Annotated in this window: 14 protein-coding genes, 1 pseudogene and 1 other annotated feature; of the genes and pseudogenes, 14 read left to right on the top strand and 1 reads right to left on the bottom strand. The window is 42.3% G+C overall.

From position 1 onward, the window contains the following. Window positions 1-52: 52 nt before the first annotated feature. From AC6I5A_RS09260 to AC6I5A_RS09200, 13 genes are all read left to right on the top strand, one after another. A complete protein-coding gene (locus AC6I5A_RS09260; protein ID WP_034614808.1) occupies window positions 53-760 on the top strand; it encodes a YggS family pyridoxal phosphate-dependent enzyme in 708 nt (235 codons plus the stop codon). A 38-nt stretch (window positions 761-798) separates the two neighbouring features. Continuing rightward, window positions 799-1,236, top strand: a complete 438-nt coding sequence (locus tag AC6I5A_RS09255) for a cell division protein SepF (protein ID WP_034614805.1) — start codon at window positions 799-801, stop codon at window positions 1,234-1,236. A 13-nt stretch (window positions 1,237-1,249) separates the two neighbouring features. Beyond that, a complete protein-coding gene (locus AC6I5A_RS09250; protein ID WP_034614803.1) occupies window positions 1,250-1,510 on the top strand; it encodes a YggT family protein in 261 nt (86 codons plus the stop codon). Window positions 1,511-1,557: 47 nt separating this feature from the next. Beyond that, window positions 1,558-2,019 (top strand): DivIVA domain-containing protein, encoded by a 462-nt coding sequence (locus tag AC6I5A_RS09245; protein WP_034614800.1) that lies wholly within the window; start codon window positions 1,558-1,560, stop codon window positions 2,017-2,019. 87 nt (window positions 2,020-2,106) lie between these two features. Beyond that, complete coding sequence (locus tag AC6I5A_RS09240; RefSeq protein WP_034614799.1) at window positions 2,107-2,613, top strand: hypothetical protein; 507 nt, start codon at window positions 2,107-2,109, stop codon at window positions 2,611-2,613. An 8-nt stretch (window positions 2,614-2,621) separates the two neighbouring features. Further along, window positions 2,622-2,827: a binding site (T-box leader), on the top strand. 77 nt (window positions 2,828-2,904) lie between these two features. Beyond that, complete coding sequence (ileS, locus tag AC6I5A_RS09235; RefSeq protein WP_034614796.1) at window positions 2,905-5,676, top strand: isoleucine--tRNA ligase; 2,772 nt, start codon at window positions 2,905-2,907, stop codon at window positions 5,674-5,676. Between the two features lie 250 nt (window positions 5,677-5,926). Continuing rightward, the gene (locus AC6I5A_RS09230; protein WP_497900630.1) at window positions 5,927-6,244 is read left to right on the top strand and encodes a DUF5665 domain-containing protein; all 318 of its coding nucleotides are present in this window, start codon (window positions 5,927-5,929) and stop codon (window positions 6,242-6,244) included. Window positions 6,245-6,695: 451 nt separating this feature from the next. Next, the gene (locus AC6I5A_RS09225) at window positions 6,696-7,343 is read left to right on the top strand and encodes a TraR/DksA C4-type zinc finger protein (RefSeq protein WP_034614794.1); all 648 of its coding nucleotides are present in this window, start codon (window positions 6,696-6,698) and stop codon (window positions 7,341-7,343) included. A gap of 149 nt (window positions 7,344-7,492) precedes the next feature. Beyond that, window positions 7,493-9,055 carry a cardiolipin synthase gene (gene cls, locus AC6I5A_RS09220; protein WP_052167998.1) on the top strand — a complete coding sequence of 521 codons (1,563 nt, stop codon included), beginning with the start codon at window positions 7,493-7,495 and terminating at the stop codon, window positions 9,053-9,055. A gap of 216 nt (window positions 9,056-9,271) precedes the next feature. Next, the gene (locus AC6I5A_RS09215; protein ID WP_034614790.1) at window positions 9,272-9,622 is read left to right on the top strand and encodes a zinc ribbon domain-containing protein; all 351 of its coding nucleotides are present in this window, start codon (window positions 9,272-9,274) and stop codon (window positions 9,620-9,622) included. Between the two features lie 2 nt (window positions 9,623-9,624). Then, window positions 9,625-10,362 (top strand): protein kinase family protein, encoded by a 738-nt coding sequence (locus AC6I5A_RS09210; protein WP_034614787.1) that lies wholly within the window; start codon window positions 9,625-9,627, stop codon window positions 10,360-10,362. 139 nt (window positions 10,363-10,501) lie between these two features. Continuing rightward, window positions 10,502-10,981: a signal peptidase II gene (lspA, locus tag AC6I5A_RS09205; protein WP_034614784.1), complete on the top strand. Its 480-nt coding sequence runs from the start codon at window positions 10,502-10,504 to the stop codon at window positions 10,979-10,981. 35 nt (window positions 10,982-11,016) lie between these two features. After that, window positions 11,017-11,967, top strand: coding sequence for an RluA family pseudouridine synthase (locus tag AC6I5A_RS09200; RefSeq protein WP_052167997.1), 951 nt, complete (start codon window positions 11,017-11,019; stop codon window positions 11,965-11,967). A gap of 71 nt (window positions 11,968-12,038) precedes the next feature. Here the strand turns inward: AC6I5A_RS09200 and AC6I5A_RS09195 are convergent, their stop codons facing one another. After that, window positions 12,039-13,265 (bottom strand): ATP-binding protein, encoded by a 1,227-nt coding sequence (locus tag AC6I5A_RS09195; RefSeq protein WP_034614781.1) that lies wholly within the window; start codon window positions 13,263-13,265, stop codon window positions 12,039-12,041. Between the two features lie 306 nt (window positions 13,266-13,571). Between AC6I5A_RS09195 and AC6I5A_RS09190 the strand changes: the two are divergent. Continuing rightward, window positions 13,572-13,694: pseudogene (locus AC6I5A_RS09190) on the top strand (bifunctional pyr operon transcriptional regulator/uracil phosphoribosyltransferase); the annotation flags it as partial.

Below are 13,694 nucleotides of genomic sequence, written 5' to 3'. Positions count from 1 at the left end.
AAGCAGGAAACGACGAAGGGACGTAGAATTTATTGCAGAAGGGGATATGCTTATGTTGACAAATGCGGGTATTGAGCAAAGCTTAGTCGAGGTTCGTCAACGGATAGACCAAGCGGCAGTTCGAAGTAATCGGGACCCGGGAACCATCCGTTTATTGGCCGTGTCTAAAACCCAGCCCGTTTCAGCTCTGGAGGAGGCTTATCGCGTCGGACAACGTAGATTTGCAGAAAATCGTGTTCAGGAATGGTTGGAGAAAGCTCCTTTCCTTAAGAACGATTGCGAATGGCACCTGGTGGGAAGTCTCCAGACCAACAAAGTGAAGTACTTGGATCAATCCATTGCTATGATTCATTCACTTGACCGATTTTCTTTATTAAAGACCCTTAACGCCAAAGGGGAACAATGTGGTATAATTTGGACAACACTTATTCAAGTCAATATCGCTCGGGACACTGCAAAGGCGGGACTCACGCCAGAGGAAGTCCCAGACTTTTTATATTCCATTGGGGATTATCCACATGTCCAAGTTCAGGGATTAATGACCATCGGGTCGTTAAATGCCAGTGCGGCGGAAACGCGAGGATTTTTTCGTCAGCTAAGGATCCTAAGGGATACTTTACAATCCAAAAAAAGGCCGGGAGTTGATTTGCGTGAGCTTTCGATGGGGATGAGTGGAGATTTCGAAATGGCTATTGAAGAAGGGGCAACTCTTGTCCGTGTAGGACGTCAGATTTTCGGCGCCAGGCAAAAGTACAACTAAAGTATGTAGTAAATCCAGGAAGAGAGGAAGTTAGATAAATGGCGAATTTATTTGACAAAGTGATCGGGATTATGGGATTTTCAGAGAACGAACCAGAAGAAGACATCCTCGAAGAAAATGAAAGAGAAAAAATAGCACAGGAGGAGGTGCGCCCCAGTCGCAAAAACGCCCAGGTCGTTAGTATTCATTCTCAAAAGCAAATACGTGTGGTTGTGATGGAACCAAGTTCTTTTGAAGAAGCGCAAAACATTGCCGATCAGCTGAAAAATCGCCGACCGGTTATTGTTAATCTCGAAAATACTGAAAAAACGTTAGCTAAACGCATTGTAGATTTTATTAGTGGGACAACATATGCTTTAAATGGCAATATGAAAAAAGTCGGGAATGGGATCTTCTTGTTTGTGCCTACTAACATCGATATTTCTGGTGAGATGCGAGAAGAACTAAGAGACAAGGGATTATTCTGGCAGAAGTAGGGGGGGTTCTGAGTTGATTTCTCTAATTGCACAAGTTATTGATAAAGTGATCACAATTCTCATTTTCGCGATTTTGATTCGAGCGTTTCTTTCCTTCCTACCTCAAATAAAGTCCAATAAACTAATTTTGCTTCTTTATGATGTGACAGACCCACTTCTTAAGCCGTTTCGACGTTTTCAAATCGGCAGAGCAATGTTGATAGATTTTTCCCCCATCATCGCAATCATTGTGCTCAGCCTGATACAAATTTGGATCGTGAGACCATTTTTCTAGAATGAATCGTGCTTTCCCGGTAACGATGGCATTAGGGGGAAATTTTTATGCAGATGACTCCTCTTGATATTCGAAATAAAACATTTCGCAAAGGGTTCCGAGGTTATCAATGTGGAGAAGTGGAAAAGTTTCTCGAAACCGTATATCAGGAATTTGAATCCGCATATACGGAGAATTTCGAATTGCTCGAAAAGACAAAAGGGTTGGAAGCAGAAATTAGCCACTATCGCCAACTCGAAAATACCTTGCAACAGACCCTGGTTTTGGCGCAGCAAACTGCCGAAGAAGTTAAGAAGACTGCACGCCATGAGGCCGCTCTTATGCTGAGGGAAGCTGAACAGGATAAGTTAAGCAAAGTGTCTGAAACTCAGGTGATACTGGATGACATTAAAGAAGAAATTCAGGGACTTTCGAGGAGACGGGATCTATTACGGACACAACTCAAGTCTTTTCTGCTTGCTCATCTGGATTTAGAAAAATTGCAGGAACCAGATGATGGCATTGCTTAAAATGCTCAGGTCCCAGAGGTTGCGAATCAGCCTTGTTGCGTGATAAAATAATTATTGGACAACTTTGAAGGAGAAGGATTGGAATGTATGAATAATATATTAATTAGTGAGCTAGCTCCTGACTTTCTCATTCAAGGGTTAGGGTTGCATCAGGATGAGAATCAGTCCTACGTTGGGAAAGTTGGGGGACAAGAAATCCAGCTCTTACCTTCCATTAACGATTTGCAATCAAATCAAAGGGATATAAAAATTTTGAGTGTTGGTTTCGCCGAAGTGAGCCATAATTTTCGTCCCGGGGATGTTTTGATGACCGGGAGTGATGATTTACTTGATCGTGCCTTTCAGGCCATGGATGAAATTGAGCAACGCGGAGTAGTCGTCAGTTTAACGCCCCCTCAGGATTCGACTCAGGATTCAACGCATTTATACTTATCTAAGGAACAGATGGATCCCTTCGTTCAGGGATGGAAGAGTCAAAAAATTTCCTTTCTATGTCTGTGGATGGTGGATCCGATTGAATCGGAAGGTCAAGCAAAACTTGTCACCATTTTGCGGAAAGTTCTCTCGAAGGAAAAATCAAACGATAAAAAATAGGGAATTTATAGAACACGTTGATAAGGACAGTCTCTGTCAGGTAACCCCAACAGCGAGCGGGAACGGTGTGAGCCCGTGAGGCGAGACGGAGAAAATCCCCTTGGAGTGAAGAGCTGAAGTCTGAGTAAGTTCTTTCGGTTTGTCTCCGTTAACAGGCTTCCGAGTGGCTTTATTGGGCGACAAGGGTGGTACCGCGGGTGATCTCGTCCCTTTTTAGGAGGGGCGAGTTTTTCGTCATTTCAAAGGTTCGAAATTCGAAGTTCGCGCATCGCAATTAAGGAGGAAGTATCTGTGGATTATCGAAATACTCTCAATTTACCGGAAACCGATTTTCCAATGCGTGGGAATCTTCCCCAAAAGGAACCGGAAATCCTCAAAACCTGGGAAGAAGACAATATTTACAAAAAGGTGCAAAATGCACGTGCTGAACGGCCAAAATTTATTCTTCATGATGGTCCTCCGTATGCTAACGGGGATATTCACCTTGGGCATGCAATCAATAAGGTTTTGAAAGATATTGTGGTCAAATATAAGACTATGATGGGTTTTGATGCGCCCTATATCCCAGGATGGGACACCCATGGGCTTCCCATTGAAATACAAGTGATCAAGAAGTTGGGCGTGAACCGACATGCTGTGTCGACGCTGGAATTCCGTGAGAAATGTAAAGAATATGCGGAAAAATATGTTGGGATTCAGCGCGAGCAGTTTAAGCGCCTTGGAGTTCGCGGAGATTGGGACCATCCTTACCTGACCATGCAAAAAGAGTATGAAGCAGCGCAAATCGGAGTTTTTGGCGACATGGCTGATAAAGGGTATATCTTTAAAGGGTTAAAGCCGGTCTACTGGTGTGCAACTTGTGAAACGGCACTTGCTGAGGCGGAAATTGAATATGCGGATAAACCCGACTCGGCTATTTATGTCAAATTTGCGGTGCGGAATGGTTTGAACGTACTTACAAAAGAGAACACCTATGTGATCATTTGGACGACAACGCCCTGGACGCTTCCGGCTAACCTTGCGATCAGCGTACACCCGGAGTTTACATATGCTGTTGTCACCGCCCGGCAAGAACGGTGGGTCGTTGCGGAGGGTATGCTTGAGGCCTTGCGCTCGCTGTGGAAGCTGGAACTTCCGGTTGAAAAGACTCTCTCCGGCAAGGAAATGGAAGGGGTAATTTGCATAAATCCATTGATGGACCGTGACTCCGTGCTGATCTGCGGAGAACATGTTACTTTAGAAGCAGGTACCGGATGCGTTCATACGGCGCCTGGTCATGGGGAAGATGACTTTTTGATCGGGAAAAAATATGGTCTGCCCGTGTTTTGTCCGGTTGATCATCAAGGAAAATTCACATCGGAGGGTGGGGCATACGCCGGCCTGAAAACGGGAAAAGTAAATCCTTTGATTGTCGAGGATTTAAAGAGAAGCGGAGATTTGGTGCTTGAGGAAACGATCGAACATAGTTACCCTCATTGTTGGCGTTGTAAGAGACCGATCATTTACCGGGCGACCGAACAATGGTTTGCCTCTATCAGTGGCTTCCGTCAGGCAGCATTGGATGAGATAGAGAAGGTTCGGTGGATTCCTGCCTGGGGAAGAGACCGGATCTATAACATGATTGCCGAGCGGGGAGACTGGTGTATTTCACGACAAAGGACCTGGGGGGTCCCGATTCCAATCTTTTACTGTATGGATTGTGGGAAAGTATTGATGAATAACCAAACGATTGCTAAGGTTCAGGAAGTCTTTCGGCAGGAAGGTTCAGATGCCTGGTTTGCCCATTCTGCTGAGGAACTGTTGCCGGAAGGGATTGCGTGTTCCTGCGGCGGGACGAAATTCCGCCAGGAGACGGATATCATGGACGTCTGGTTTGATTCCGGCACCAGCCACGCCGGCGTATTGAAGCAACAGGGTAACTTGTCCTGGCCGGCAGATCTCTACTTAGAAGGGTCTGATCAGCACAGAGGTTGGTTCAATTCCTCTTTGTCGACATCGGTGGCTGCGTTTGGTCAGGCTCCTTACCGTAATGTATTAACCCACGGCTTCGTCGTTGATGAGCAAGGGCGAAAGATGTCTAAATCGCTTGGTAATGGGGTTGATCCGCTCAAGGTCGTTAAAGAACTGGGTGCAGATATTTTACGTCTCTGGGTTAGCTCAGCGGATTACAAGAATGATGTCGCCGCTTCCCCGCGCATTATGAAGCAAATGTCCGAAGCTTATCGAAAGATTCGCAACACCCTTCGCTTCCTGTTGAGTAACCTCAATGATTTCGATCCGGCAAAGGATAAAGTGGCTTATCAGGAGCTTCAGAAAATTGATCGGTGGGCCTTGCATAAACTCTCAAAAGTGGTTGAACGCGTGCTGCTTGGATATGAGACTTATGAATTCCACTGGGTTTACCACACGATTCATAATTTCTGTACTGTCGAGTTGAGCGCCATTTATCTGGATATTGTCAAAGACCGACTCTATGTGGAAGGGAAAACATCCCTCCTGCGTCGTTCTGCCCAAACGGTTTTATACGAAGTTCTGGATGCCTTGGTTCGTCTCCTGGCACCGATCTTGACCTTCATGACGGAAGAAATCTGGCTATATGTCCCTGGCGATAAGAAACTTGAAAATGTTCAAATGGCGGAAATGCCCAAAGTGAACTCCGGATGGATGGACGAGAAGATTGCCGATGAATGGGATCAGATCTTAGAGTTGCGGACGGATGTTGCCAGAGTGTTGGAAAAGGCGCGCCAGGAGAAGTTGATTAATCATCCGTTAACCGCTCACGTTGATCTTTATCCAACGGAAGTTCAGTATGAGTTCTTGAAACAAGTTCCTAATCTCGCCGAAATTTTTATTGTCTCCGACTTAAACGTGCATAAACCCGGCGAAGAAAGGCCGGAAGGCGTGTACCTTGCTGAGGTTCACGAGGGCTTAGGAATTCTTGTGCAACCGGCCAAAGGGAAAAAGTGCGAACGCTGCTGGATGTTTCATGACGATGTCGGAAAGAATCAAGAACATCCGACGATTTGCCCGCGTTGCAGTGCGGTGGTCAAAAGTTTGAGCTAGGCAATTGGTTCACCATAAACCCAAAAGATACAATTAACACCGCTTTAGACGATGTTAAAGGTAATCTCAACAATTTACGGGATGCTGAAGAGGTGTCCCGTTTTTATCTTACCACTTCCATTACGCATGCCATTGGTACGTCTCATATCCAAATTTGAATTGCAGTGTAATTATTGCAGATGATGGGAAGACTGAAATTTAACGTGAGGTGAATATTGTGACCAGTTCGGATAAAGAAACTGAATCAACAGTGTTACTCTCAGCGAATACAGAAGCAGCTGCTCCCGTGAACGTTCAGGAGTTAGCCGGATTAAGACATCAGGTTGCATTATTGGCGGAGACTTTAGAAAAAATGAGATTGGCAGATTATATCGCCTATTTGAATTGCCCTGGACGCCTTCTCTGTTTCAATTTCCTGGTCGGTCTTGCGCGAGGATTGGGAACAGCGTTAGGAGCCGGACTCCTCGCAGGAGTTGCTTATTTCTTGTTAAAACGTATAGTTGTCCTTAATTTGCCGGTAATCGGAGGATTTATTGCAGAACTAAGTAAGTACGTTCAGCAGCCATAGGAGGAAGTGTCTTAACCCGTTCACATACGTTCCATCGCTATTCGTTTTGGTGATTCGCTAAACCGCAAAACCTTTGGGTTTCCTGCATGTGAACCGTTGCGGTTCTTTACGCTTCATCACCTGCACTCATTGACGCGATTCCTCTCTCCATGCTCTCTAAGTTAAGACACTTCCTCTGGCTTGGGTCGACAGGGCTTGGGACGCAATTCGGGGGATGGTTGAATCTTTATCGTAACCGCGACTCCTCTCTCCGTGCTCGCTAAGCTAAGAACTTCCTCTGGCTTGGTCCTACGGGGGAGACTTTTTAGGACTGTTTGCGTCTATGATGCAAAAGTGCGATGCTAGTCTGGGTAGGATATTATTTGCGTTAATTTGTTGTTTAATCGGAGGGTTTATTGCAGAATTAAGTTAAGTTCGTTCATCAAGCTTAGATTAGGATAGGAGGTAGAGTATGAAAGATCAAACATGTTATGCTCAACTGATCAAAACGCTTCGCGAAGAGAGAGCGGATGCCATACAAACCGCTTCAGAGCTTCTTAATGAAGATATGCGGGAGTCCTTGGGTGAATTGTCGCTTATCGATAATCATCCGGCTGACATTGCAACTGAGGTTTATCAGCGCTCTCGAGATATTGCCCAATATGACCGTCTGACCCATAGAGTTGAAGCGATTGACGTTGCCTTGGAACGCTTTGACCAAGGTGAGTATGGAAGGTGTGAACATTGCGGTCATGATATTCCGTTGGAACGACTTGAGGCCCTGCCCTATACTACTGTCTGTGCAGAATGCAGCCGCGAGGAGGAAATGGAAGAGCAACATTCCCTTCATCGCGTGCCGGTCGAGAACGAACTTCTGAATCGCCCATTTTCCCGGACCTTTAATGACGGCACGGATCAGGTAGAGTTTGATGGCGAAGACTCTTGGCAAGCGGTTGCTCGCTATGGGACCTCAGACTCGGCCCAGGATCTGGGGACAAATCGAGATGTCGAGGATCCAAGTGACGTTTATGAAGATGCGGATGAAGTGATAGGAGCTGTTCAATACATTGAAACTATTGAAACCGAAAGTGAAGCGGGACAAGGGAAATGGGTTCAATAAATTCTTAGAAACAGAGGAAGAGCTGTGGACATTTTAGTAACCTTTACTGTTATTTTGCATTTTTGCGGTAAGAAAAAACCCTGGCAAAAAGCATATACAGGTAAATTTCACGCACTCTATAAACATTATGAAAAGCAGGCAAAAAAACAATGCCTGTAGAGAGAAGGTATTATAGCGTGAAACCTGCTAATAATATAGAGGCGTCCAGAACAATCCTGATTGCTACTGCCCTCGCGGTTCAACTCTTGTTTATCATTGGTTTCATCATCTGGTTTTACCAATATTTTATAGTATTTTATAGTATTAGCATTCTGATCAGTATTATTGCTGTTTTATGGATTTTAAATAATAACAGCAATCCTGCCTATAAAATCGCCTGGATAATTGCTATAATGCTATTCCCAGTTTTTGGAGGATTAAGCTATCTTTTCTTAGGCGGTAAAAAAACAGGAAGAATGATGAAAAAAAGGATGAGGTCTATCACGCATAAAACCATTAATTCATTGATTACTATGCCTGGAATTTTAAAATCAATCCAGATTCAAAACGACAATGCAGGAAATCAGGCAAGATATATACAAAAATATTCTTATTATCCGCCTTATCTAAATTACTATGCGGTATATCTGCCAAGCGGTGAATCCAAATTTCAAAGATTAAAAGAAGAACTTATTAAAGCTGAAAATTTCATATTTCTGGAATATTTTATTATCGAAGAGGGCTTAATGTGGAATAGTATCCTGGAAATATTGCAAGATAAAGCATCATGTGGAGTGGATGTGCGTGTAATTTATGATGATGTGGGCTGTCTGAATAAACTTCCATATAACTATTGTCGAAACCTTGAGAATATGGGCATTAAATGTGGTGTTTTTAACCCTTTGAGTCCAATCTTGTCCTCAAGGCTGAACAATAGGGATCATAGAAAAATTGCAATAATAGACGGGCATACAGGATTTACCGGCGGGATTAACCTTGCTGATGAATATATCAATGTTGTTAATAAGTATGGATATTGGAAGGATGCTTCAATCATGCTCAAAGGCCAGGCTGTTTGGAGCCTGACTGTCATGTTTCTCTCTGTATGGGATAATATCAAGGGAACGGAGGAAAATACAGAGCTTTTTCGTAACTTAAATGGATCTGAACCTATGAACTGCAGTGATGGATATGTGCAACCCTTTGGAGATAGCCCTCTGGATGACGAGCCGGTAGGTGAAGGAGTTTATCTCAATTTAATTAACAAGGCCAAAAATTATATCTATATCACGACACCTTATCTGATCTTAAACAATGAAATGGTAACGGCGCTTTGTTTAGCTGCAAAAGGAGGTGTTGATGTGCGCATCATTACACCGCATCATGCGGATAGATGGTTTGTGCACACGGTATCCAGATCTTACTATCATATCCTTGTTGAGAGTGGGGTAAAGGTATATGAATATGTGCCGGGATTTATTCATTCCAAGACTTTCGTTGTGGATGACGAATTTGGTATAGTAGGAACGATAAACATGGACTACAGAAGCCTTTACCTTCATTTTGAATGCGCGATATGGTTGTACCGATGCAGCTGCATTTTAGATATAAAAAGAGATTTTCAAGAGACTGTTGAGGTAAGCCGGGAAATTACTTTGGAAGATTTAAAGAAGATTCCCTGGCCTAAAGCTTTAATAAGGTCTCTATTAAGGGTATTTGCACCGTTAATGTGAGGATTGATTTGTCCTATAATTAATGTTAAAATTAACCATCATATTTTGCCCTGCATATAAATCTACAGTACAAACTAAGCAGAACTTATACTTAAGTACGTGGGGCTGGGCCTAAATAGGCAGCAGGATTTTTATAACCAGTGGGGCAGGAAATGTTTCAGGCATGAAAATCGTGGATGTTCCGAATAAAATAATAAAGGAAATGAGGTATCAAGTATGAGCTTTAAATCAAGGTCGTCGAAAGAGAACCATTATAAAAGTGGACATCACGGGAGTCGTCACTATCAAAAGAAAGGCTTTTTAGGTAACTTATTAAACATTGTCGATTCAAGAAGCAGGTCTAAGAGCTATGGAAATCGATACCACAATGCTCCTATTCAGAAACCCGTAGCAAACCAAAACGCAATAATTTGTGGTAAGTGCAATTCGAGTATTCCGGCTGGTTCAAAATTTTGTCTGGAATGTGGTGAAAAGGTTAACGAGATATTATTTTGCTTGAATTGTGGAGAAAAATTACCTTCTGGGGCAAAGTTTTGTCTCAAATGCGGCACTAAAATAAACGTGTAAATATGTGGTTTAAAAATTCAAAAAAATATTCCGGTAAAAAAATCGACTCATATACGATTGATAGCCTGATTGGCGAAGGCAGATATGGGGTGTGTTTCCTTGCGAGTTTAGACATAGGTCAAAAGGTTGTCATTAAGAAATTCAGATCAACCTTTTTTAATAAGAATTCAAATTCAAAGAAGGGCATGTATGAAGCAGTAATTTTATCAAAGCTTAAGGATCATCGAATCCCTGAATTTTTAGGTGTTATTAATCAAAAAGACTTTTATGGGTTTGTTTTGGAATATAAGGATGGATGTACTGTAAAAGAATTACTTTTTAAGCATAAATACCAATTTTCTGGTGAAGAGTATTTCAACATAGGCATTCAACTTATTAGAATAATAAAATATCTGCATGAAAATGGTATTGTTCACAGAGATATCAGAATTCCAAATATATTGATTAATAATGGAGAAGTGTACCTTATTGATTTTGGCTTAGCGAGATTTGCAGATAACAGTAGATACTTATATGACTTGGATTTTTCTTATTTGGGTGATTTTCTATTGTATTTACTATATTCTTCATTTCAAGAACAAAAAAAAATATTAAGCTATAAAAAAATACCATGGTATAAAGAATTATTATTAACAGCTGAACAAGAATTGTTTTTAAAGAAATTGCTGGGGCTGGAATTAGTGTATGAAAATATATATGATATTGAAAAGGATTTTACGAACGCTTTTAGCAATATATAAGTGAGCATAAGAAATACACACCTGATGACTTATTATGGGGAGTTTGTTTTGTTCAGAAACCTCTTCCCTTTCCGTTTACGGATAGTTTGCCCCGCTTGAAGCCCTGTGTTAAGATGAGGAAAACAGGGGGGTTAGAAGATTGCTGGTTTGGCTTATCATGATCGGGGTATGGATTATTGACCGCTTTTTAAAGTTCTTGATTCAAACGAACTTTATTCCGGGCGAAACGCTGATAGTTATCCCCAAAGTATTCCACTTAACATTTGTTTTAAATCCAGGTGCGGCGTTTGGCTTGATGGCCGGTCAGACCTGGATTTTTGTTGTTGCCGCGCTTTTAGTTATAGTAGGAGTGATTTATGGCCAGTTTCGTATTCCGCGCAGTGAGATGCTTACGCGTCTGGCGATTGGGATGATCGGCGGCGGAGCACTTGGAAACCTGTATGACCGCCTAGTCATCGGACGTGTGGTGGATTATTTGGATTTTCAAATTTGGTCATACGTTTTCAATTTTGCCGATAGTATGATTGTCTTAGCGGTGGGTTTACTCATGTTTCTCTTATACCGGGAAGAGAAGGCCCAGAAGAAATCGGAAAAGATAGAAGAGGACCTGGATAACTGAGTAAAATGAAGGAATTATGAAAAATAAAACGGGGTATGAGTGTGGAAAAAGTATTTAATAAATCCGCTGCACAATCGGTTAAATTGGAAACTTTCGAACTTGAGGAAGGGATTCGTCTTGACGTTGGGGTGACTGATGTTCTGGGAAAGAGCAGGTCTTTCGTTCAGGGACTCATCGCGCAAGAGTGCGTAAAAGTTAACGGTTTCCCCAAAAAAGCAAATTATAAGGTTCGCCAGGGTGATAAAATTGAAGTGGAGATCCCCACTCTGCGTGAATCCGCGACCGACCCGGAAAATATCCCACTCGATATCCTGTATGAGGATGAAGATGTTTTGATTGTGAATAAGCGTCAGGGAATGGTGGTTCACCCGGCTCCGGGGGCATGGACGGGAACCATGGTTAATGCTTTATTATATCACTGTCAAAATCTTTCTGGTATCAACGGGGTATTACGTCCGGGAATCGTGCATCGCATTGATAAAGATACATCGGGGATTTTGGTGGTGGCTAAGAATGATCTTGCTCACCACGGGCTGGCCGCTCAACTTAAAGCGCATACCATGGCTCGGAAATATCGAGTGCTGGTACAGGGGATAGTATTAGAAACTTCCGGCACGGTCGACGCGCCTATCGGGCGAGACCCCTCGAACCGAAAGAGGATGGCCGTGGTAATGCAGCATTCGAAACCGGCAGTGACGCATTATACGGTATTAGAACGCTTTAGGGAGACTACCTATCTTGAAGTGCGTTTAGAAACAGGTCGCACACATCAGATCCGTGTGCATATGGTCTATGTTAAGCATCCGGTTCTGGGGGACCCCTTGTATGGACCGAAACAAAATAGGTATGGGCTGCATGGGCAAATGCTGCATGCCGCACATTTGGGATTTGAGCATCCGCGCAGCGGGCAATGGCTGGAGTTCGATGCCCCTGAGCCTATAGAGTTTGCGACCCTCCTTGAAAAATTGAGGGAGGAAGTTTCTTAGCATCCTACGGCGATAGTGTTCGTTGGGGGTGGTATTGATGAATTTAGTGGGTGCAAAACTTTAGTTTACCATTATATAAGACTAATTGGAATGATATAATTTTGACTATCAAATGCCATTAGTTCTTCCTTCAGGCAAAGTACGGCGCCATTTCCACGTTCGATATTTGCTCTATCCAGCGTTTTGAATACATTGGTTAGTTGTGATGCCGGTGATGCAGTTTTTTTAATTTCGATTGGGGATAGCCTTCCATCAGCTTCAATTATTAAATCTATCTCCTTCATATCCTTATCACGGTAATAATATATGAATGGAGTTTTTGCTGAGTTATTGTAGCTTTTGAATATTTCACCGACCACATAATTTTCTAGCACAGCACCATTCATTGCGCCGCTTTCAAGTGTTTCCGGACTACTCCATTTTGTAAGGTAGGTACAAAGACCTGTGTCGTAAAAATACAGCTTTGGTGTCTTAATTGCTCTTTTCAGGATATTATTAGAATATGGATGTAGATAGAATATGATTCCTAACGTTTCTAAAATCGACAACCAGTTCTTTGCTGTAACTTGTTTTATGTCAGCATCTCGTGCGATATCCGCATAGTTAACCATTTGACTGGTACGACACGCTACAGCGGTAATAAACTTCATAAACTTTAAAGATTCAATTGATCCCGAGAGTTCTTTAACATCACGTACTAAATAGGTGCTTAAATAACTCATATAAAAAATATTGCTATCCTTGTACTTGCCACTAACTATTGCTGGCATACCCCCTATAAATATTCGTTTATAAATTTCTGGAGTGGTTGCAGCTTTAATCGCTTTTTGCCTATCACATAGTGCTTCAAAATCTGTAGTAAATGGGACATTGCTACAGGAATTATATATTTCATTTTGAGAGAGCGACGAGAGATTAAGCACAGCAACGCGCCCAGCGAGTGATTCTTGAACCCCCTGCATTAACTTAAATATCTGCGAACCCGTCAACCAAAATTCACCAGGTTGATGATTTTTATCTACCATTACTTTAATGTATGTGAAAAGCTCGGGAGCATACTGAACCTCATCAATGAAAATTGGTGTTTTATATATTTGAAAAAACATAGCCGGGTCAGACTTTGCCAAGGCTCGAATATTCAAATCATCAAGAGATACATAGGTTCTATTTTTTCCCTCCATTAGATTTTGAAGCATTGTTGTTTTTCCAACCTGTCTAGGCCCTGAAATTAAAATTGCAGGATATTGCTCTGTAAGTTCAACGACTATCTTTTCCATATCGCGTTTTATATAAGACATTTCACAGCCACCTTCCGGCTAATATTAAATATATTCGTATTATAGCCGATTATTTAAGAAGTGTAAACGTTTTCCTTTTCAAAGAAATAGTCATGAGATTCGTTTAATTTCATTTCCATTTATTTCATTGACTTTCAGTTGATTGTGAAGTAAACTAAACTACAAGTGTTACGGCCTTTAATGAAGTCCTGAGAGGCTTGGGAAGGCAGACGGAAGCGAGGGAGGACTGTCTGCTGTTCAGACAGTTTTTTCTTTCCAAATCTTCAGATCCGGGGATAATCCCCGGGTGAAAGGAGTTAGTGAACTGTGGAAGCGGGTACGTTTAAAAGTAAAATTTTAGATGCGGATGAGGTTCGCAGGGCGGTAACTCGTATTGCTCATGAAATAGTGGAAAAGAATAAAGGAACCGATAAACTCGTCTTGGTTGGT

Source organism: Desulfosporosinus sp. Tol-M2 (genome assembly GCF_059735615.1).
This window is presented reverse-complemented; position numbering and strand designations above follow the sequence as displayed.